Below are 22,246 nucleotides of genomic sequence, written 5' to 3' on the forward strand. Positions count from 1 at the left end.
AAAGTAGCATTATTTTCAAGCGCATGGCAAAACAGATTAGCGAATTAAAATTGGGTATTTTAGGTGGCGGACAATTGGGTAGAATGCTCATTCAGCAAGCCATAAATTACAACGTAACCACATTAGTTTTAGACCCGGATCCTGATGCCCCCTGCAAAAATATTTCCAACTATTTTGAAAATGGTTCAATCACTGATTTTGATACCGTTTATAATTTCGGAAAGAAAGCAGATATTATTACCATTGAAATTGAAAAAGTAAATATTGATGCCTTGGAGCAACTTGAAAAAGAAGGCAAAAAGGTTTTCCCACAATCGAGGGTAATCCGCTTAATACAGGATAAAGGCGTACAAAAACAATTTTTCAAAGAAAACGATATTCCTACATCTCCTTTTCAGATTGTAAATACTAAAGAAGATATGGAGAACAGTCTTTTCCATTTTCCATACATTTTAAAATTGCGAAAAGATGGTTACGATGGTAAAGGTGTAATGAAAATTAACAGTGCTGCTGATCTTGATAAAGCTTTTGATGCACCATGTATTATTGAAAAACTTGTTGATTTTGACAAAGAGGTAGCGGTAATTGTGGCCCGTAATGCCAATGGTGATATGAAAACTTTCCCTATGGTAGAAATGGAATTCAATCCTGAAGCCAATCTTGTAGAATTTTTAATTTCTCCATCCACTTTTGCCGAAAGTTTGCAGCAAAAAGCAGAGAATATTGCTAAAAATATTGCCTCAGCCATGAACATTACCGGAATTTTAGCCGTAGAAATGTTTATTTGTAAAGATGGTGAATTGTTGGTTAACGAAGTTGCTCCCCGCCCACACAACAGTGGCCACCAAACGATAGAAGGCAATTATGTTTCTCAGTTCGAACAACATTTACGTTCTATATATAACCTGCCACTTGGCGATACCAGTAGCATTACCAATGCCATTATGATTAATTTACTTGGCGAGAAAGGTTTTGAAGGCGTAGCTAAATATGAAAATCTAGAAAAAATATTGGCAATAGATGGTGTTTATGTCCATTTATATGGTAAAAAATACACAAAACCTTTCCGCAAAATGGGCCATGTAACCATAGTGGATATTGACAGGGAAAAAGCCATTGAAAAAGCACGCTTTGTACAAAAAACATTAAAAGTAGTGGCATAAGCCCCCTAGCCCCCTGAAGGGGGAACTAATAGCAGGATGGAAAAACAAAAAGTTTAAAGAATAAAAATTAAACGATATACACGAACGTCTAGAACTCAAAGGCCCTGAAGGGGAAACCGATAACAAGGTGGCAATAGCATAAATAAATAACACGAGTAAAAAAAAAAACGATTGATATGAACGATGGAAATTCAAGTTCCCCTTTAGGGGCGGAGGGGTTTTTGGTAGGAATAATCATGGGTAGTAAATCAGATCTTCCTGTGATGCAAGATGCTGCCGATGTGCTTAAAGAATTTGGAATAAACTATGAAATTACAGTAGTTTCTGCACACCGAACCCCAGAACGCATGTTCAACTATGCTAAAGAAGCACAAGGCCGTGGTTTAAAGGTAATTATTGCTGGTGCTGGTGGCGCAGCCCATTTACCAGGCATGGTTGCATCCATTACAACATTGCCAGTAATCGGAGTTCCGGTAAAATCATCAAACTCTATTGATGGTTGGGACAGTATTTTATCAATCTTACAAATGCCAAATGGCATTCCCGTTGCTACAGTAGCCTTAAATGCAGCTAAAAATGCAGGTTTACTGGCTACGCAGATCTTAGCTACGGCTGACGAATCTTTAACGGTTAAAATGCAGGCTTATAAAGATGAGTTGAGAAGAAAAGTTGAGGAGAGTGCTCAAGAAATGAGTTCTCAGTTGTAAGTTTTCAATTTACAATAATAAAATATGAAAATATTAAAGAAAATAATCAAAATCACATTGATTATATCATTTACTTCTTTAATACTTTCCGCTCTATTTTGATAGTTTATGGTGAAATTAATGAATTAAACATCAATAATTTCACCTCAATATTCATTTGGTATTCACTTTTATATACCATGTGGGCAATATCTATATGTACACCTATTTTAATTATAATTTCTCTATCCAGAAAAATCAATAAAGAACCGGCATGGAGTTATGTTAAAGCAGAAGCAACTATATTATTAATTGTAACTGGATCCCCGACGTTGTTAATTCTTTTTTATTACAAGCGATATTAACTCAATACTCCAATCTCTCAACTCAGAACTAATTCAAACTCGGATCAACCGGGAAATTACTGATATGTGCATACTTAGGACCTAAATTTACAACCACATCCCGCCAAAGTTTTTCATCATCATTACTAAAAATAAGATCAGGATTAAAAGTATCGCTCACCATCCATGCATTCTCTTCAATTTCCCGATCCAGTTGTCCCTGGTCCCAACCAGAATAACCCATAAAAAATTTCACTTCATCAGTACTTATTGCATTGGTATTTAAGAGAATTTTAAGGGTTTCAAAATTTCCACCCCAGTACAAACCATTGCCGATAGGTTCTCCGCTCTGTAGTTTATCAAAACTTCGATGTATAAAATGTAAGGTATCCGCAGCTACCGGGCCGCCAAAATAAATATAGTTTTTCGCATCCCATAAATCCTGAATTACGTCGTTAAGGATTAAATTTCCTACCTGGTTAAGAATATATCCTACAGTACCATCATTGCCATGTTCGGTTAATAATACTACAGATCTTTTAAAATTAGGATCGGCCATAAAAGGTTCTGAGATGAGCAGGCGGCCTGTTTTTGGTTTTATATTGTTTAGCATGATGATAATCGTTTGTTACACCGTAAAAGATGCCTATTTTTGTTAAATGCAAGTTACAAATGAATTTCTACAAAACCTGCGCCAAGATTACAAAAGCGCTTCGCTAGATGAATCTGACGTTGATCAAGACCCTATTGCCCAGTTTAAAAAGTGGTTTCAGCATGCTGTTGATGCCCAGATATACGAACCGAATGTAATGACTTTGGCTACGGCTGATAAAGCTGGCCGACCAGATGCCCGCATCGTTTTACTTAAAGGTGTTGATACAGATGGCTTTAGATTTTTTACCAATTACCTGAGCGCAAAAGGAAAAGAACTAAAGCGAAATCCATATGCGGCTCTGGTATTTTTCTGGCCAGAATTAGAAAGACAGGTTAGAATTGAGGGAACAGTAGAAAAACTGGATAAAGAAACCTCAGAAACGTATTTTAACACCAGGCCAATTGCCAGTCAGATTGGTGCAGTAGCTTCACCTCAAAGTCAGATTATTCCAAACAGAGGGTTTTTGGAAGAAAAATTTGAAGCGTTAAAAGCCAAAAGCAATGATGATGGTATACCTAAACCTGCACACTGGGGTGGTTATATCGTAAAACCTACACGAATAGAATTTTGGCAAGGAAGAAGAAGCAGATTGCACGATAGGATAAATTTCGAAAAAGTTAAAGGAATCTGGACCAAAACCAGATTAGCTCCTTAAGGGGTTGATAAAATAAATAGAGATCTGCTATCCAGCAAGATCTCTATTTTAACTAATCATTAACTAACCTAAATTGACTAGGAAGTACCTTTATTAAAGCGTCTTCATTTTCTAAAAATGCCGACGGTTATTTTCTATATTTTAAAGCAATTTAATTCTGTTTTTGTTTTTCTTAATAGCTCAAAAACCCTTAAAAAAGACATTAAAATGAAGTAATATCCATGTATATCTACTTTCCGTCAATTCAATAAACACCTTAAAAATTTAACATTTTAGTCAATAAAATTTAAGTTTATTTTTTGTTAATCAGCATTTTAAAAGCTTATAAGGCAATAAAAAATTATTGTGTTAAAGGTCATTTTCAACCTGTAATCTTCGTTCCCGACATGATAGAAAATTGATGATGAAAATTTTTAAATTAAATTAAAAATTAATACAAAAACATTCAAAAATCATCATCATAGCAGTTACTCAAGCTTGAATTTTTAATTATAATGATTGATGGAACTCAGCTTCAAATAAGTAAATTCGCTTTTTAAATCCTTTAAAAGATGAAACAAATTGCAGTTATCGGATCTGGTACAATGGGAAATGGCATAGCCCATACTTTTGCACAATTCAATTACCAGGTAAACCTGATTGATATCAATCAAACTGCACTGGATAAGGCTTTACAAACCATTACAAAAAATCTAGACAGGCAGGTTACTAAAGGAACCTTAACCGAAGCGCAAAAAGCAGCAACAATTGATAACATTACAACATATACATCAATAAAAGATGGCCTTCAAAATGCTGATTTAATTGTAGAAGCAGCCACCGAGAATGTAGATTTAAAATTAAATATTTTTAAAGAATTAGATCAATTTGCTCCCGCTCATGCCATTCTTGCGTCCAATACGTCTTCTATTTCCATCACTCAAATTGCTGCTGTAACCAATCGGGGCGATAAAGTAATCGGGATGCATTTTATGAATCCCGTTCCGGTGATGAAACTGGTAGAAGTAATCCGTGGTTATGCCACAAGCGATGAAACAACGAATACCATCATGTCGCTATCACAAAGCTTGGAAAAAGTTCCTGTAGAAGTAAATGATTATCCTGGTTTTGTAGCCAACCGCATTTTAATGCCGATGATTAACGAAGCCATTTATACTTTATATGAAGGTGTTGCCGGGGTTTATGAAATTGATACGGTGATGAAACTTGGAATGGCACACCCAATGGGACCGCTTCAATTGGCAGATTTTATTGGTTTAGATGTTTGCTTAGCAATTTTAAAAGTTTTGAACGATGGTTTTGGTAATCCTAAATATGCGCCATGCCCTTTACTGGTAAATATGGTAGCTGCTGGCAAAAAAGGTGCTAAAACCGGCGAAGGCTTTTATAAATATACGGTCGGCTCAAAAGATCTGGTGGTTTCTGATAAATTTAAAAAATCCTAATTTTTTTAGCATTTAATTTTATATTTGCTGTATGAATGAGAATCTGGATCCTGAAGCAAGCAACCTTACCCCTACCGATCGTGATATTGAAAGGGTTTTAAGGCCACAGGCTTTTGAAGATTTTACCGGACAGGAAAAAGTGATGGAAAACCTGAAGATTTTTGTTCAGGCGGCAAAACTTCGTGGCGAAGCTTTAGATCATGTGCTTTTACATGGCCCTCCGGGATTAGGTAAAACTACACTTTCTCATATTATTGCCAATGAAATGGCAACTGGTATTAAGGTAACTTCGGGTCCTGTTTTAGATAAACCCGGCGATTTGGCTGGTTTGTTAACCGGGCTTGATGAAGGTGATATTCTATTTATAGACGAAATTCACCGCCTATCTCCTTTGGTTGAAGAATACCTCTATTCGGCCATGGAAGATTTTAAGATCGATATTATGCTCGAAACCGGACCAAATGCCCGCTCAGTTCAAATATCGCTCAATCCTTTTACATTAGTTGGTGCCACCACCCGATCTGGATTATTAACTGCACCTTTGAGGGCCCGTTTTGGGATCAATGCCAGGTTAGCTTATTATGATGCCAAATTACTGACTACGATTGTTCTACGTTCTTCGGAGATATTAAAAACCCCAATCAGTGATGAAGGAGCTTACGAAATTGCCCGCCGTAGCCGTGGTACACCCCGTATAGCCAACGCACTTTTACGGAGAACGAGGGATTTTGCCCAAATTAAAGGAAACGGAAATATTGATACCGAAATAGCCCGCTATGCTTTAGATGCCTTGAATGTAGATGAACACGGCCTCGATGAAATGGACAACAGAATTCTGGTAACCATTATCGATAAATTTAAAGGTGGCCCGGTGGGATTAAAAACCATTGCAACTGCTGTTGGAGAAGATGAAGGCACTATTGAAGAGGTTTATGAGCCATTTTTGATTCAGGAAGGATACATTATGCGCACTTCAAGAGGAAGAGAAGTTACCGAGGCTGCCTATAAACATTTGAAAAAGAATTTCCCAGGGCAAACCGGAAAGTTGTTTTAACATCAATATTTTTCCCACAGATTAACTCAGATAAAAAACACAGATCATCAAAGATAGAACATGTAGGATACTGATAAAAAAATATTTTCAATCTGCGGCCCTGATCTGCTAAATCTGTGGGAAAAGTGCCACAAGGTATTTAAAGATCTAATCGGTTAGCTTTTCTGAAAATACTATCCGCGATATTATCCGTATTAAAATTGACTAATATACCTAATTTATAATCTGACAACTTTAAATAAGTTAGCAATTGCTTATGATGAACGTTCATAATAAACTCCACTGATTTCAGTTCAATAACTACCTTATTTTCTACCAAAAGATCTAATCTATATCCAACATCGACTGTAATTTCCTCATAGTGCATAGGTAATGAAACCTGCCTTTTCACAAGTAATGCAGCCTTTTCTATTTCATATTTTAAGGCAGCTTCATAAGCAGATTCGAGTAAGCCTGGTCCAAGTGCATTATAAACTCTAAAAATACTTCCCCGAATGATGTATGATATTTCATTTCCGTCATTATCTAAATATAATAATTTAATCTAAAAAGGAATATATTAAATCCCGGAACAGAAAACCTGTTTAACAGATTTAAAAAAACATTAAGGCAACTTTTATGTTCAATAATTACAAATCAAACATTATGAATATTGAATTACGTAAGCTAACGCTCGAAGATTACGCAGACCTTAAAGAATCTATGCTCCAGGCATACGACAGCATGGGTGGTTCCATCTGGCCAAAATCAAGTATCGCAAAATTAGTTAATATTTTTCCTGAAGGACAGCTTTGTATTGCTGTTGATGATAAAGTTGTAGCCTGTTCGTTAGCCATTATTGTTGAATATGATGAATATGGCGACAGGCACACCTATAAACTCATCACTGGCGATTACTCGTTTTCTACACACGATCCGAACGGAGATACACTTTATGGCATCGAAATTTTCGTTCACCCTGAGTTTCGCGGTTTGCGTTTAGGAAGAAGGTTATATGAAGCCCGGAAAGAACTCTGCGAAAGCCTGAATTTAAAAAGTATTATTGCCGGAGGTAGAATTCCAGGTTACCACGAATATGCTGAAAAACTTAGTCCGCGACAATATATCGATAAAGTTAAATCCAAAGAAATTTACGATCCCACGCTAACTTTCCAAATTTCCAATGACTTTCACGTAAGAAAGGTATTGAAAAACTATTTACCCGGCGATAAAGAATCAAAAGAATATGCCACCCTAATTGAGTGGAACAATATTTATTACCAGGGTATAGATGCTTCAGCACGATCAGCAATGACTATCCGGTTAGGATTGGTGCAATGGGAAATGCGTTTATTCCCTAACATGGAAGCATTTTATGAGCAGGTAGAATTTTTTGTTGATGCGTTGAGCGGTTACAAATCAGATTTTGTAATGTTTCCGGAGCTATTTAACACGCCATTACTACAACCTTACAATCACTTACCAGAAATTGAGGCCATGCGCAAACTCGCCGAAAAAACTGAAGAGATTGTGCAAAAAATGCATGAATATTCACTGAGTTACAATACAAATATCATTACAGGTAGTATGCCACTTATTGAGGATGGCAAGCTTTATAATGCAACCTACCTTTGCCACCGCACCGGCAAAATAGATGAGTACAGAAAAATCCACATTACGCCAAATGAACAGAAATATTATGGCATGATTGGAGGCGATAAAGTACAGGTTTTTGATACCGACTGTGGTAAGGTGGGTATTTTAATCTGTTATGATGTAGAATTTCCGGAGTTAAGCCGCATTTATGCCGATCAAGGCATGCAGATTCTGTTTGTTCCGTTTTTAACTGATACACAGAACGGTTATACTCGCGTTCGCCATTGTGCACAGGCAAGAGCGATTGAAAATGAATGCTACGTGGCCATTGCAGGTTGTGTGGGTAATTTACCAAAGGTAAATAATATGGATATTCAATTTGCGCAATCTGCCGTATTTACACCTTCCGATTTTGCATTTCCAACCAATGCAATAAAAGCAGAAGCTACGCCCAACACAGAAATGGTGCTGGTAGTGGATGTCGATTTGCACTTACTGGACGAACTTCATCATTACGGAACAGTAAAAGTGCTTAAAGACCGCCGAAAAGATCTTTACCAGGTTAAACTTTTAAAATAACAAGCCATAAAAAATGCCGGTCAAATTAATGAGCCGGCATTTTCATTTTAAATCTAAAGCTAATTATTTTCTCATCACAAACCAGATAATCAGACCAATAATAACTGCTATTGGCAATACCCATTTTAAGGCTTGTCCCGCACCGTTTTCGTCTTTTTCCGTTACAGCAGGCTTTGCTGGTCCTGGATCTTGTTTATGACTTTCGTAATCTTTTTCAATCGGTTTAGGAGCTTCTCCTGATTCCGTATGTTGCGGATCTATATTTTCCATAGCTAATACTCTAAAAGTTCTCCATTCCAGTTGTTATGCCATTCTGGATGAACCATAATCAATTAATTTAGTTTCAGTATTTAGAACAAGCGATTAATGAAAATGTTTTAAATCCTAAGCCTTATCTTTGCAGTTAGGTGTATAACAATTCTGCAAAATATAGCCAATTGATCAAAGATGAAGCCTTGCGTTTGGGCTTTATGGCCTGTGGCATTTCGAAAGCTGAATTTCTTGAAGAAGAAGCACCGAGACTTGAAAACTGGCTGAACCAAAACCGACATGGCGAAATGAAGTACATGGAAAATTACTTCGATAAACGCCTCGATCCAAGGTTACTGGTAGATGGGGCAAAATCGGTAATTTCCTTATCATTAAACTATTACACCAACGAAAAGCAATCAGATCCGGATGCACCGAAAATATCAAAATATGCTTACGGACAAGATTATCATACTGTAATTAAAGAGAAACTGAAAGAACTCACCCATTTTATTGAAGTAAACATTGGAGAGGTTTCTGGAAGGGCCTTTGTAGATTCTGCACCGGTTTTAGACCGTGCCTGGGCAAAAAAATCGGGTATTGGCTGGATTGGTAAAAATTCCAACTTAATCAGTAAAACCGATGGTTCATTTTTTTTCCTTGCTGAATTAATTGTTGACCTTGAATTGGATTATGATCATCCTTACCAGGCTGATTATTGTGGAAGCTGCACCCGCTGTTTGGATGCCTGCCCTACTGATGCAATTATTGCCCCGCAAGTTGTTGACGGTACGAAATGTATTTCTTACCTCACCATTGAGCTTAAAAATGAGATTCCGAATGAATTTAAGGAGAAGATGAGCAATTGGATGTTCGGGTGCGATATTTGTCAGGATGTTTGCCCATGGAACCGGTTTTCAAAAGTTCATAACGAAAACGCCTTTAAACCTGAAAATGGATTACTGGATTTGAATGCAAATGATTTAACAGAAATTACAGATGATGTTTTCAAAAAAGTGTTTAAGGGATCAGCTGTGAAACGCACCAAATTTGCAGGATTGAAAAGAAATATTGATTTTTTGAAGCCAGAATAATTGCATTTTATTCACGTAATACTAAAAATGTCGTCATGCTGAATTCATTTCAGCATCTATAATAAGTTTAATAGTCCTGCGATCAATTTCAAATAGCTGATTTCGCGAAGAACTGTCTTCTTTCCCGCACATGCGGGAATCTTAATGCATCATGCTAAGGCTTTACGATTCCCAATCGATTTGGGAATGACGTCAGCGGATGTATTATTTTACTTCGATATTTTTATATAAAGATTAACGTTTATTTATTTAATTTCTATAAACAATTAACAAAAACTAATTTCGCTAAGAAGGGTCGTCTTTCCCGCGCATGCGGGAATCTTAATGCATGATGATAAGGCTTTACGATTCCCAATCGAGTTGGGAATGACGTCAGCGGATGTAAATATCTACTAAACTTCAAATGCTTTTATAAAACCTTTATTCTCTTTGAATGACGATAGAATAAGTGTTTCCTAAATATGAGATTTTGAAACAAATAACTATAGCTAGGAAGTCGAATTTACTAAGCAAATCGCCTAGGAAAACTCAACTTCCTCAAATCATTCTAATTTACAGAGAAACTATTATCGCTTTTTACTTTATCTGGCGTGTGTGGATTGCCCATTAACACTTTTGATAACTTTTTAGTGGTTTTTATTTCAATTTTAACCTGTTGATTTCCTTTTTCCCAAACACCAATAGTACTGTGGTTATTTTCTGTAGATCCATCTTTATAAGTTAAAGTTAAATCGATTGGCAAAGGCTTTATGCTTTTATTTTCGATTATAATTGTATAACCATCAGAAGTTTTATCGACTGATTTTATGGCCATATCGGTTACACCGCCCTCAAAAAACCAGGCTTTCCAAAACCAATTCAGGTTTTTTCCACTACCCTCGTTTATACTGTTGAAAAAATCGTACGGCATTGGGTGTTTGCCATTCCAGTTTTTAATATAAGTATGCAAAGCTTTGGTGAATAATTCATCACCCAGATAATCTTTAACAAAAAGATAAGCCAAGCCAGGTTTTGGATAAGAGTTGGTAAATGATCCCGATCCTTTTAAATCAGGAGTTAAGGTCATAATTGGTGTATCATCTTTGCCTCCAGATGAGGATGCTGTAGGTTGAACGCCATATTCATCAACAATAGTAGAATCGATCATTGGCGAGATCAACCACTCACCTATTGTTGCCCAACCTTCGTCCATCCATCCATATTTGGTTTCATTTATACCCATATAGAAAGGAAACATGGTATGAAAAATTTCATGATCTGTTAAGGTAATCGCATCTACGCGATTATCTACTGGATTATCATTTACCATCATTGGATATTCCATTTGGTCTAACCCATCAAATATAGTTTCGTGGTTATAAGGAAAAGGCCATTTCGGAAAGGTGTAACTCATTGATTCTACTGTTTTACGGGCAAAATCGATTACTTCATAATAATCTTTATGTTTTGGATTAAAAACAGCATCAACACGGGTTCTTCTTTTCGTTTTTGGATCAACAACCAAACTGCTCGATTTCCATAAATAATGGTCGCTAAGAGCAAATACAAAATCCGTTACATTTTTCGCTTCGAACTTAAAGGTGTTGAAAGTATTGGGCTGCGTTACTTTTTTATCTGCCAGGTCTTTATCCGTGATTACATCTACCACAGCATCATTTTTTTCGGCAGAAAGCATTCTCGAAACAATATCTTTCTGGAATACTTCTGCAGGATTTTTCAAATCTCCGGTAGCCCAAACTCCATATCCACCGGGTACCGTTATCGAAGCATTAAATTGATCAAAATCATTGTAAAACTCTTCGGCACCGGTATAAGGAAATTTGTTCCATCCATCAACATCATCATAAACTGCAATACGGGGAAAAAAGTAGGCAACAAAATGTGAACCTTCATCTACCTGACCGGTACGCATATGCGAACCCTTGTTAAGGGTATAATTGTAATCTATTGAAAAACTAATGGTTTTACCAGGCAATACTGCTGCAACGTTAACAGTCATAGTGGTTCCATCTATTTTAAAATCGGTTATTGCTTTGCCGTTGGCAAGCAATTTTTCTATCGCAACACCTTCACCAAGATCAGATTCTGCAAATTTTGATTTCCGAGGTGTTCCCTTTTTGTAGAGATTCGGATAAAGTTTAAAACAGATCTCTTTAAGTGTATCAGGACTGTAATTGGTATAGGTTACCTGCACTTTACCCTTCAACAACCTGCTGGTAGGATTAAAATTTAAATTCAGATCGTACTTAGAGCTATTTTGCCAATAGTTTTTGCCAGGTTTGCCATTGGCACTTCTGGTTTCCTTTTGATAGGTTTTCTGAAATTCAGTTGCTATAGGCAACGTTGTTTGCGCGTTTAAACAGAACGCACTTAATATTAATAAACTAAATATTGGTAAGGATTTCATTTTTCTTAGCATAGCGCTTAACGCATGGCGCCTGGCGGTTAATTTATATAAGTAAACATTAACAGTAACCGATTAAGCAGCTTAACAGTTAATCAAATATTTATTTACCAAACTTCATTTTCAATTGTTCCAACATATCCGTATTAATCGGCTCTGCGGGTTTTTCTTTTTTGGGTTGAGGTTTAGGCTGGTATGGAGGTTTATTTACAGGTGCAGGATTTTGTGGTTTTGCAGCTCTGTTTTCGTATTTCTTGGCATTGAATTTTGCCCATTCTTCGTCTAATTTCTTCTTCGTATATAAAGGGAAATCACCATTTTTCATCCATGCATAATAACTTGGCTCTACACTAAATACCTGATGAGTGGTTTTGCCCTTATGCTTTCCAAAATTAAAACACACCTGATCGTTATCATCGTAAACCAAACGGCCGGCAAAATCTACCGGCTTATTAATATTGGTAAAAATATGCAAGGCATCCACATCATTTACAACCGGAATACTTTTAACACCTTGTTTGCTTTCAAATTCTGTTTCTTTGTACATTTCCAACTGGCCGAGTAAAACTTTATAAGTTGCAATTACATCAGCTTCTGCAGCGTGGGCATTAATTAAATCTTCCTGGCAATAAAACTTATAGGCCGCTTTTAAAGTACGTTGTTCCATCTGGTGGAAAATGTTCTGTACATCAACAAATTTGCGGTTGGCCATATCAAAATCCACTTCAGCCCTTAAAAATTCTTCTAAAAGCATCGGGATATCGAATTTATTGGAATTATAGCCCGCCAGATCACTTTCGCCAATAAATTCGGCAATTTCTACCGCTAAAGCTTTAAATGTTGGCTCATTGGCAATGTCTTCATCATAAATACCGTGAATTAACGAAGTTTGCAAAGGAATCGGCATTTCAGGATTTACACGCCAGGTTTTAACAATTTCAGAACCATCCGGCATGGCTTTTAAAATCGCAATTTCTACAATTCTATCTGCTCCAACATTTATTCCAGTAGCTTCTAAATCAAAAAATGCTAAAGGGCGCTTTAAATTTAATTTCATTTCTTATGATGTGAGATTGGCGACATTAGATTTGTATCGGAATGTCAAATTCATTTTTTTCAAAAGTGCTAAAAAGGTTTCATTAGTTCTCTAAAACAACTTTATTAATTTCTAAATTTAATTGTCAAATTATTTCTGAATGTTAGTTTGTAGGGTTAAATTGCACCAATTTATTATCGCTCAAATGAATAAAACCTTAACCTTACTGTTTCTCTTATTTTTATCGCTGGCTGCTCAGGCACAAAATTTTAACTACGGAGCCATTACTTACGACGATTACGAATTCGACAGGAAAAAATTAGATAGTAACGCCAATGCCATAGTGCTAAAAGAATTCGGCACGGCTTCCATCCAAAGGGATGACAATACAGGAAGTATGGAACTGATTTTTGAACACCACGTAAAAATCAAAATATATAATAAAGAAGGTTTTAAAGAAGCCAATATTATTATTCCTACGTATAAAGACGATACCCGCGAAGAAACTATCAGCGAGTTAAAAGCTTCTACATTTAATTATATCCAAAATAATTTTGTAGAAACGGTGATGGATAAAAAAGCTGTTTTTACCGAAAACCGCTCTAAATATACCAGGCTTACCAAATTTACCCTTCCCAACCTTAAAGAAGGTTCTATTATCGAATATAGTTATAAACTGAGGTCGCCAAATATGTTTAACTTTAAAACCTGGGAGTTCCAAAGTGATATACCCAAGGTAGTGAGCGAATACCTGGTTTACATACCCGGAATTTACAATTACAATGTTTCTTTAAGGGGATTTCAGAAACTTACTGATCAAAAAGTAGAATTGAGCAAGGAATGTCTGCGTTTATCTGGCACGGCAATAGATTGTTCGAAAATTACTTACCTGATGAAAGATATTCCTGCATTTATTGAGGAAGATAACATGACGGCGCCCAGCAATTTTAAATCTGCCATTTATTTTGAGCTTTCTGATGTTCAGAGTTTAAATGGAAGCAAAACTTCTTATACCAAAACATGGAAAGATGTTGATTATGAATTATCAACTGATAAATCATTAGGGGCGCAGATGAAAAGAAAAGATGTTTTTAAAGATCTTATCCCGGTAATTACGAAGGGAAGCAATGATGATCTGGAGAAAGCAAAAGCCATATTTAATTACATTAAGAAGCAGATTAAGTGGGATAATTATTACGGAAAATACGCTGTAGACAATATTAAAAAAGCACTCGAAAACCGATCTGGTAATGTTGCGGATATCAATCTGAATTTAATCGCAGCCCTCTCAGCAGCCAATTTAGATGCCGAAGCGGTGATTCTCTCTACCCGCGACAATGGAACTGTAAACAAACTTTATCCGGTAATAAGTGATTTTAATTACCTTGTTGCTAAAGTAAATATCGGGGATAAAAGTTACCTTTTAGATGCCACTGAGCCACTCCTGCCTTTTGGTTTACTGCCATTGAGGTGTATTAATGATCAGGGCAGGGTAATTAACCTGAAAAAACCTTCTTACTGGATCGATTTAACAGCAAGTCAGAAAACTGTTAGCAGTTACATTCTGATCGGGAAAATGACGCCAGAAGGAAAAATTCTAGGTACTTTGACTACCCATACACTGGGATATGCAGCATACAATAAAAGAAAAGATATTTTGCGCTATAATTCTGTAGATGAATATGTAGAAAAGTTAGACGAGCGCTTAACAAGAATTAAAATACTTGAACATAGTATAATAAATATTGATAGTGTAGAACATCCGCTTACAGAAAAATACGAAGTAGAATTTACGGTAACTGATGGCTCAAACACCAATCAATTCTATTTAAGTCCGTTTTTTATTAATACCATTTCTAAAAATCCATTTAATTTAAATGAGCGCACCTACCCTGTTGATTTAGGCGCGGCATCAGACGAACGCATCATTATCAATGTTACTTTACCAGAAAAATACCAGCTGATAGAAAAACCAAAAGATATGGCCATTGGCTTACCAAATGCCGGCGGAAAATATATACTAAATACGAATTTAGAAGACAATACCATTTCTATGAACCAGGTTTTGCAATTTAACAATGCAATTTACCAACCAGAAGAATATCTGTTTTTGAAAGAATTTTACAGCAAAATTATTCAGAACCAGAAGACAGAATTTTTATTAAAAAAGGCAAATTAAATGAAATTTTTATTCAGTGCGGCTTTCCTGCTTTTGGTATCGGTTTCTGGCTTTGCGCAAGATAATTATGATGTCGATTTAATTCCTGCCAATTTACGCAACCGGGCTAATGCCTGTATCCGAAATGAGGAAACTACCGTTGATATGCGTTCTCCGGATAATGTAATGCTGAACGTTAAAAAGGCAATTACAGTTTTTAATCAAAATGGCGATGAGGAAGCGCGTTTAGTGCTTTATTACGATAGAAACATAGCAATTAAAGGGATAAAAGGTGAAGTTTACAATAGCGTAGGCAAGCTCACCAATAAATTCTCCCAAAACGATTTTTCTGATATGAGTGCTGCTGATGGATTTTCGCTTTTTGTTGATAGCCGTGTAAAACACTATCTGCCAGCTGTAAACCAATATCCCTACACCGTCGTTTACAATTACGAAATCAGAAACAAACAAAACCTCATTATACCCGATTGGAACCCAAAACCGGCAGATGATGTTTCCGTTGAAAAGAGCACTTATAATTTTATTTGTAAACCTGCAGACCAGGTAAGAATAAAAACGCAGAATTATAGCGGAACTCCTGAGGTTACAACTGATGAAAAGCAAAAAAAAACCATTTGGAAAGCAAATAACATATTAGCAGTTAGAACTGAACCTTATAGCCCATCACACGAAACGTATAACACGAGTATACAGATTGCCCCTCAGGATTTTTATTACTACAACCATAAAGGCACTTATACCAATTGGCAGGAACTGGGCAAATGGATTTATGATGATTTGTTAAGAGAACGCAAATCGCTGCCGCCTACCACAATACAAACCATAAAGGACCTGGTTAAGAACGAAAAAACTGAAAAAGATAAAGCCCGCAAAATTTATCAGTACCTACAGGATAAAACGCGATACATTAGCGTTCAGATTGGTATTGGTGGTTTTCAGCCTATTGCTGCCGGCGAAGTAGACCAACTTGGTTATGGAGATTGTAAGGCATTGGTAAATTACATGCAAAGTTTACTTAATGCGGCAGATATAGATTCTTATTATTGCGTGGTAGAAGCTGGCTCAGAGAAGAAAAGCATGGACCCCAAATATGCCAGTATGGTACAAGGGAATCACATTATTTTATGCATGCCGTTAAAAGGCGATACCACCTGGTTGGAATGCACCAGTCAGAAAATTCCCTTTGGCTTTTTAAGCGACTTTACCGATGATAGATTGGTACTGGCCTGTACCGCAGATGGCGGAAAATTATTGCATACCCCAAAATTAACCACTGCCGAAAATCTGCAAACACGCAATGCCGACTTAACTATACAAAAAGATGGAAGTATTGCCGGACAAATGAAAACGGTTTATGCAGGTTCTCAATACGATAACCAGGAATCACTGATCGGAAAATCCATAACGGAACAACATAAGTTGTTAAAAGAAACTTACAACATTGATAATATTGATTTTGAAACGGTTTCTTTGGCGCAGAAAAAAGAAATAAACCCAAAATTGATAGAGGATATTTCCATCAACATCAGGAATTACGCACCTGTAAACGGTAATAAAATGTTTTTGCAGCCCAATGTTTTCAATGTTAAAAGATCAATACCTGAAATGAGGAACAGAACTTTACCTGTTTACATTAACCGTGGCTACACTGATGAAGATACCATTATTTATACCCTTCCTGATAATGTAAATACCGCATTAATTACACCGCAGGATAAACATTTTAAGAGTGTATTTGGTGAATATGTTTGCAAAGCAGCTGTTAACGGAAATAAACTAACCTATTACCGCAAACTGGTTTTAAATGATGGCACATTCCCTCCTGATCAGTATACTGAATTTTCGAAATTTATTAACGATGTTAATGCCTCAGATTATTTAAAATTAGCACTTAGCTTGAAATAATTACTACTTTAAAAAAAACACAAGAAACACATTTGTGCTATTTTTGTGGGAGGAAAATGGGTTTAGCTTAAAAAAATGATCCCTAATCCGATTCCAATAATCATAATTAGGTACATTAGGATTTCTGTAGAGGCAAATCTTTTGTATTTGGTCCAGAATGAATAATCATTTTCTTCGTTTGCCATTTTTATATTCTATTCTGCAAAAATAAGCAAATAGATTTAATTACCCGGTTTATAAGTTGTAATCTCTTTAGCCATACCTTTAAAAAGCACAATGTGAAATGGCCACATGGCATACCAGTACATCCTGCCCCATAAGCCCTTAGGCCTGAAAGTTGCGATTTGCGATAAAAATGATTTGCCGTGAAATTCTACCAGTTTAAGCTCCAGCCATGCTTCGCCAGGTACTTTCATTTCGGCATATAACAATAACCTTTTACTTTTTCTATCTGCCAGCAATACCCGCCAAAAATCCAGCACATCACCTGCCTGAAGATCAATGTTACTAGTTCTTCCCCTCCGCGTGCCAACGCCACCGAACATTTTATCCAAAAACCCGCGCAATTGCCAAAGCCAATCCATAAAATACCATCCCCTGCTGCCGCCAATGCTCCAAATATTCTCGAAAACTTCTTCAGCTTTGCGCTCAAATGGCACTTTTACTTTATACTGCAACGTTCCGTTTTGGGGAACCTTAATCTGGTCCATAAAATTAGAGTTCAGGTAACCACGGTTTAAAGCATCTTTCCAGCTGGAAACGATAGAATTCTGATCGATTTTTTCGAAGGCCAGGTGCAGGGATTCTGCGTATGTTAAACATTTCCGTGGTACCACTTGCTCAATGCGGTTATCCTTACACACTACTTCATTCTTCATGCTATCAACCAAACTCCTCGCCAGTGAATAAGGTACTGGGGTAATCATGTTTAACCATAACGAAGATAATCTCGGTGTTAAAACCGGAACAGTGATAATCCATCTTTTCAGTCCGCGTTCCCTGGCATAACCTAAAAGCATTTCACGATAAGTAAGAATATCAGGTCCACCAATATCAAAGGTTTGATTATAAGCTTTATCATTGTGCAATACCCCTATTAGATACGCCAAAACATCGCGGATACCAATTGGCTGACAACGGGTTTCTACCCACTTGGGCGTAATCATGAAAGGTATTTTTTCAGTTAAATCCCTAATAATTTCGAATGAAGCACTACCAGAACCAATAATAATGGCCGCCCTTAAAATGGTACAGGCCTTTCCTGATGATTTAAGTTCTTCTTCTACGGCGAGTCTCGAACCCAGGTGTTTAGATAAATGTTCGTCGTTCGCTATACCCGTTAAATAAATAATCTGCTTACAGTTTGTTTTCTGAATGGCTGCTGAAAAATTCTCAGAAGAAGCTTTTTCCATATCAGAAAAACCAGTTTGACTGGATGACATAGAATGTACCAGGTAATAGGCTGCATCAATATCTTCAGGAATTTCATTTAACGTATCTGCTTGGAGTAAATCGCCGGTAATAATTTTAACATGATCACTCAATTCAGATTCAGCAATAAACCTACGCTTATCGCGCACCATACAAACAATTTCATGCGATTCCTCGAGCAGCAAAGGAATTAGCCTTGTACCGATGTAACCATTTGCACCGGTTAATAGAATTTTCATAACGCCTGGTTTTCCTATGATAACACGGAAAGAAATGCTTTGTTAGAATAAATAACGGAATAAAGCTAAAATCATATTCCAAAAAGCTATACTATTAAAGCTAAGTCATTAAATTGTAAAAACAATTTGTATTTTTAGCACTACAAACCAACTTGGGCAACATAATGCCCAATCGAACGTATAAATTACTCAATATCAATAAACCATACTGAATGAAGAAATACACCCTGGGCATTGCTGCGATTTTATTAGTGGGTATGAGCATTGTCGGAACAAGTTGGAAAGCCGTGGAGCATCCAAACACTCAACAAGAAGCAGTTAAAAATATTGCTGCAGACAGTATTTACAATCAATACATTTTAAATATATACCATGAAGTTCATCTGGATTCGGCAGGGTTAAGTGAACAGGTTTTTGAAAAGGCACTTACCGGATTTTACAACATGAAATATTCGGGCTTAGTGAGTGCCAGGTCCATTTTAACCATTGCCGATTTTGATCAGGAAAGCTGCAAAAAACGTTTGTACATTATCGATCTGGAAAATAAAAAACTCCTGTTAAACACTTGGGTAGCTCATGGGCTGAATAGCGGTGGAGATAAACCTTCATCATTTTCGAACAACATCAATTCCAACCAAAGCAGCTTGGGATTTTATCTAACTGGAGAAATTTATTATGGCAAACATGGCCGTTCGCTCAAATTAGATGGTATGGATCAGGGTTTTAACAGCAACGCCAGAGAGCGGGCCATTGTGGTACATGGTGCAAGTTATGTGAGTCAGCAAAGTATTGATCAGTTGGGCAGACTGGGCCGAAGCCAGGGGTGTCCGGCAGTGCCTGCTAAACTGGCCGATAAGGTAATCAATACGATATCAGATCATACGGTACTCTTCATTAATAAATCAGATCAGCAATATAATTCGGCATTTTTAAATGAAACACTTGCAGCCAGCGTAGCCTTAAACAAGGAACAGATTTTTGCTGCACAGATGGATTAATAAGTTTTAATGTTTCTGAAATTAAGGTTTTTGGGTAAAATGGCAATAAAAAGCGATTTGCTGCCTGCAAGTAAATCCCAAACCCAGCGGTTGCTATCTACCGATTTCTCTCCGCAATCTACCACTTCGGCACGCGTGAGCAGTTTTTTAACCAGATTCTGAATCCATTTTATGCGAACTATGCGGTTAAACGATAAGCCAAGGTAATCGCAATATACATGCACCAATATCTCTACAATGAGCGAATTATTTGAGATAGCCAGTTCTTTACCAAAATGTTGTGCGTAATCGGCTTTAATTGTATCCACCATCAGTTCAAAGCGTGTGTTTGCCTTACCATCAAGGTAGTCCCAAAGTGATGCATTACTGTACACACGGATGAGCTGAGGTTCAATACCGACTTTAATATTATAACCTGCTAATTCGTAAACTTTATCCATTCATTTAATAAACAATTGTTGCTGTTAGATTGATCTACTACCGATTTGTTAGTCAATTCGATATAAAAATTTACACCACCAATCCTGTACAAAGTTACCTGATAATTGTTTTTGAAAACGAAAGGCAACTGACATTGTGAGTAATTTTTTTAAGCCGTTGATAATTTTTTAATCATCTTTGGGGTTGAAAAGATAAGCCCATTCATGAAGATTGTAATTGCAGAAAAGCCCTCTGTTGGCCGCGAACTTGCAAAAGTTTTTGGCGCCACCACCAGAAAAGATGGATACATTGAAGGTAAAGGATATTCTTTTACCTGGGCATTTGGGCATTTATTACAATTGGCACCCCCACAGGATTATGGCTTTATAGGCTGGAGAAAACAGCATTTACCCATGCTTCCGCAAAAATTTAAGCTCGCCATTAGAAAAATAAAAACTAAAGATGGCTTTGTGGAAGATCCTGCCGTTAGGAAGCAACTCGATACCATTAAAAAACTTTTTGATGAAGCTTCGGAGATTATTGTAGCAACGGATGCGGGGCGTGAGGGTGAATTAATTTTCAGGTACATTTACTACTATTTAAAATGTAAAAAACCTTTTAAACGGCTCTGGATTTCCTCGCAAACGGATGAAGCGATAAAAGATGGTTTCAGGAATTTAAAACCAGGAACAGATTATGATACTCTGTTTAATTCCGCCCATTGCAGATCAGAATCTGATTGGCTAGTGGGGATGAATGCCACCCAGGCTTTAAGTATTTCGGCCGGAAACAGAACCGTATTATCCCTAGGGAGAGTACAAACACCCACCCTGGCCATGATCTGTGCGCGCTTTTTGGAAATCAAAAACTTTAAACCACAAACCTATTACCAGATCAGCATTATGCTGATTAAAGATGAGCAGGTTTTTAAAGCCATATCTACCTCAAATTATAAAGATAAAGAAGAAGTAGAAAAACTATTTGCCCTGGTAGAAGATGTAGCCTCAGGTTTTGCTACGGGAGGAAATATTACGGCAGTAGAGGCCAAACCTAGAAAAGAACCACCACCTTTATTGCACGATTTAAGTAGTTTACAGCAAGAAGCCAATAAGAAAAAAGGCTATACTGCCGATCAAACCCTTAACATATTGCAGAATTTATATGAAAGCAAACTGGTTTCTTATCCACGTACCGGATCGCGCTATATTGGTGATGATGTTTATGCCGGCGTACCAGATTTGATTTCGAAGTTTACAACGCATCCTGATTTTGGAAAACAGGCACAGTTTCTGCAAACAGTGGCCTTAAATAAACGAAGCGTTAACGCCAAAAAAGTTACCGATCACCATGCGGTTTTACCTACAGGAGAACAGGCTTATGGCTTGAACGCAGATAAACAAGCGGTTTATGATATGGTTGTGGGCAGAATGATAGAAGCTTTCCACCAGGAATGCCTTAAGGAACTGACAAAAATCACCATTCAATCAGGACTTATATTTATTGCCAACGGAACGGTTATCCGATCAGCAGGCTGGCGCGCAGTATTTAATGACCCGGAAGACGATAAAAAAGATGAAGACAATGCAGCTTTGCCAAAGGTTGCTGTTGGGGAGTTGCTTCCAATAACAGAAAAGACTTTGTTGGAGAAGCAAACAAAACCCAAATCGATGTACAATGAAGCATCGTTGTTAAAAGCCCTCGAAACCTGCGGTAAGGAAATTGAAGATGAAGAGTTGCGTTACGCAATGAAAGATAGTGGCTTGGGTACTCCTGCTACCCGAGCATCCATCATTGAAACGCTAATTACAAGAGAGTATATTACAAGGGAAAAACGGAACCTCGTACCCACAAATAAAGGTTTGGCTGTTTATGAAGTGGTTAAAGATAAACAGATTGCACAGGCAGAACTTACCGGACAATGGGAAAAAAGGCTCGAAGAAATCCGTTCAGGTTCATCGGTAAAAGATTTCAAATCGGAAATTACTGAATATACCAAAACCATTACTCATGAACTTTTAATTGCAGGTGCAAGTATATCTGGCAAGCTTGAAGAAGAAAAGAAACTGGAAAAGGTTTAATTATATTTTAGGATTAGGCTTTAAAACCAAAGCTGCTATTAAAAATTTGCACTGTAG

Annotated in this window: 19 protein-coding genes; 11 read left to right on the plus strand and 8 right to left on the minus strand. The window is 37.0% G+C overall.

Translation table 11 applies throughout. The features are described from left to right. Positions 1 to 23: 23 nt before the first annotated feature. Both ASE74_RS17555 and purE read left to right on the plus strand, forming a co-directional pair. The gene (locus ASE74_RS17555; protein ID WP_055911821.1) at positions 24 to 1,163 is read left to right on the plus strand and encodes a 5-(carboxyamino)imidazole ribonucleotide synthase; all 1,140 of its coding nucleotides are present in this window, start codon (positions 24 to 26) and stop codon (positions 1,161 to 1,163) included. Between the two features lie 176 nt (positions 1,164 to 1,339). Continuing rightward, entirely contained in the window at positions 1,340 to 1,870 is a 531-nt protein-coding gene (purE, locus tag ASE74_RS17560; protein WP_055911824.1) for a 5-(carboxyamino)imidazole ribonucleotide mutase, read from the plus strand. Between the two features lie 372 nt (positions 1,871 to 2,242). Here the strand turns inward: purE and ASE74_RS17565 are convergent, their stop codons facing one another. Beyond that, positions 2,243 to 2,806 carry a YqgE/AlgH family protein gene (locus ASE74_RS17565; RefSeq protein ID WP_055911827.1) on the minus strand — a complete coding sequence of 188 codons (564 nt, stop codon included), beginning with the start codon at positions 2,804 to 2,806 and terminating at the stop codon, positions 2,243 to 2,245. A 46-nt stretch (positions 2,807 to 2,852) separates the two neighbouring features. Here ASE74_RS17565 and pdxH point away from each other — a divergent pair, with 46 nt between their 5' ends. The 3 genes from pdxH (at position 2,853) to ruvB (ending at position 6,002) form a co-directional block, all read left to right on the plus strand. Further along, positions 2,853 to 3,503, plus strand: a complete 651-nt coding sequence (gene pdxH / locus ASE74_RS17570) for a pyridoxamine 5'-phosphate oxidase (RefSeq protein ID WP_055911831.1) — start codon at positions 2,853 to 2,855, stop codon at positions 3,501 to 3,503. A gap of 551 nt (positions 3,504 to 4,054) precedes the next feature. Then, a complete protein-coding gene (locus ASE74_RS17575) occupies positions 4,055 to 4,948 on the plus strand; it encodes a 3-hydroxyacyl-CoA dehydrogenase family protein (protein WP_055911835.1) in 894 nt (297 codons plus the stop codon). 31 nt (positions 4,949 to 4,979) lie between these two features. Further along, positions 4,980 to 6,002 (plus strand): Holliday junction branch migration DNA helicase RuvB, encoded by a 1,023-nt coding sequence (gene ruvB, locus ASE74_RS17580; protein WP_055911838.1) that lies wholly within the window; start codon positions 4,980 to 4,982, stop codon positions 6,000 to 6,002. 139 nt (positions 6,003 to 6,141) lie between these two features. On the opposite strand, the gene ASE74_RS17585 is transcribed toward ruvB, so the two are convergent. Next, the gene (locus tag ASE74_RS17585; protein ID WP_055911841.1) at positions 6,142 to 6,546 is read right to left on the minus strand and encodes a GxxExxY protein; all 405 of its coding nucleotides are present in this window, start codon (positions 6,544 to 6,546) and stop codon (positions 6,142 to 6,144) included. A gap of 101 nt (positions 6,547 to 6,647) precedes the next feature. Here ASE74_RS17585 and ASE74_RS17590 point away from each other — a divergent pair, with 101 nt between their 5' ends. Beyond that, positions 6,648 to 8,156, plus strand: a complete 1,509-nt coding sequence (locus ASE74_RS17590; RefSeq protein WP_055912022.1) for a bifunctional GNAT family N-acetyltransferase/carbon-nitrogen hydrolase family protein — start codon at positions 6,648 to 6,650, stop codon at positions 8,154 to 8,156. Positions 8,157 to 8,219: 63 nt separating this feature from the next. Here ASE74_RS17590 and ASE74_RS17595 read toward each other — a convergent pair whose 3' ends face one another. Continuing rightward, positions 8,220 to 8,426, minus strand: a complete 207-nt coding sequence (locus tag ASE74_RS17595; protein ID WP_055911843.1) for a hypothetical protein — start codon at positions 8,424 to 8,426, stop codon at positions 8,220 to 8,222. A gap of 137 nt (positions 8,427 to 8,563) precedes the next feature. Here ASE74_RS17595 and queG point away from each other — a divergent pair, with 137 nt between their 5' ends. Then, positions 8,564 to 9,499, plus strand: coding sequence for a tRNA epoxyqueuosine(34) reductase QueG (queG, locus tag ASE74_RS17600; protein WP_055911846.1), 936 nt, complete (start codon positions 8,564 to 8,566; stop codon positions 9,497 to 9,499). Between the two features lie 547 nt (positions 9,500 to 10,046). Here queG and ASE74_RS17605 read toward each other — a convergent pair. Both ASE74_RS17605 and ASE74_RS17610 read right to left on the minus strand, forming a co-directional pair. Then, positions 10,047 to 11,840: a M1 family metallopeptidase gene (locus ASE74_RS17605; protein WP_235526146.1), complete on the minus strand. Its 1,794-nt coding sequence runs from the start codon at positions 11,838 to 11,840 to the stop codon at positions 10,047 to 10,049. A 166-nt stretch (positions 11,841 to 12,006) separates the two neighbouring features. Continuing rightward, entirely contained in the window at positions 12,007 to 12,960 is a 954-nt protein-coding gene (locus ASE74_RS17610; protein WP_055911849.1) for a 3'-5' exonuclease, read from the minus strand. A gap of 184 nt (positions 12,961 to 13,144) precedes the next feature. Here ASE74_RS17610 and ASE74_RS17615 point away from each other — a divergent pair, with 184 nt between their 5' ends. Further along, positions 13,145 to 15,118 carry a DUF3857 domain-containing protein gene (locus tag ASE74_RS17615; RefSeq protein WP_055911852.1) on the plus strand — a complete coding sequence of 658 codons (1,974 nt, stop codon included), beginning with the start codon at positions 13,145 to 13,147 and terminating at the stop codon, positions 15,116 to 15,118. Next, positions 15,119 to 17,023 carry a DUF3857 domain-containing protein gene (locus tag ASE74_RS17620; RefSeq protein WP_055911855.1) on the plus strand — a complete coding sequence of 635 codons (1,905 nt, stop codon included), beginning with the start codon at positions 15,119 to 15,121 and terminating at the stop codon, positions 17,021 to 17,023. Positions 17,024 to 17,085: 62 nt separating this feature from the next. On the opposite strand, the gene ASE74_RS25360 is transcribed toward ASE74_RS17620, so the two are convergent. Further along, positions 17,086 to 17,208: a hypothetical protein gene (locus ASE74_RS25360; protein WP_255352049.1), complete on the minus strand. Its 123-nt coding sequence runs from the start codon at positions 17,206 to 17,208 to the stop codon at positions 17,086 to 17,088. A gap of 36 nt (positions 17,209 to 17,244) precedes the next feature. Then, positions 17,245 to 18,693 (minus strand): SDR family oxidoreductase, encoded by a 1,449-nt coding sequence (locus tag ASE74_RS17625; protein ID WP_055911858.1) that lies wholly within the window; start codon positions 18,691 to 18,693, stop codon positions 17,245 to 17,247. 212 nt (positions 18,694 to 18,905) lie between these two features. Here ASE74_RS17625 and ASE74_RS17630 point away from each other — a divergent pair, with 212 nt between their 5' ends. After that, a complete protein-coding gene (locus tag ASE74_RS17630) occupies positions 18,906 to 19,691 on the plus strand; it encodes a murein L,D-transpeptidase catalytic domain family protein (RefSeq protein WP_055911861.1) in 786 nt (261 codons plus the stop codon). On the opposite strand, the gene ASE74_RS17635 is transcribed toward ASE74_RS17630, so the two are convergent. Beyond that, the gene (locus tag ASE74_RS17635) at positions 19,688 to 20,131 is read right to left on the minus strand and encodes a hypothetical protein (RefSeq protein WP_055911864.1); all 444 of its coding nucleotides are present in this window, start codon (positions 20,129 to 20,131) and stop codon (positions 19,688 to 19,690) included. The two genes, ASE74_RS17630 and ASE74_RS17635, sit on opposite strands and share 4 nt — an antisense overlap. Positions 20,132 to 20,335: 204 nt before the next feature. On the opposite strand from ASE74_RS17635, the gene topB reads away from it, so the two are divergent. Then, positions 20,336 to 22,189 (plus strand): DNA topoisomerase III, encoded by a 1,854-nt coding sequence (gene topB, locus ASE74_RS17640; protein WP_055911867.1) that lies wholly within the window; start codon positions 20,336 to 20,338, stop codon positions 22,187 to 22,189. Positions 22,190 to 22,246: the final 57 nt, after the last annotated feature.

Origin of the sequence: Pedobacter sp. Leaf216, from assembly GCF_001421515.1 — a bacterium.
Classification (GTDB): domain Bacteria; phylum Bacteroidota; class Bacteroidia; order Sphingobacteriales; family Sphingobacteriaceae; genus Pedobacter.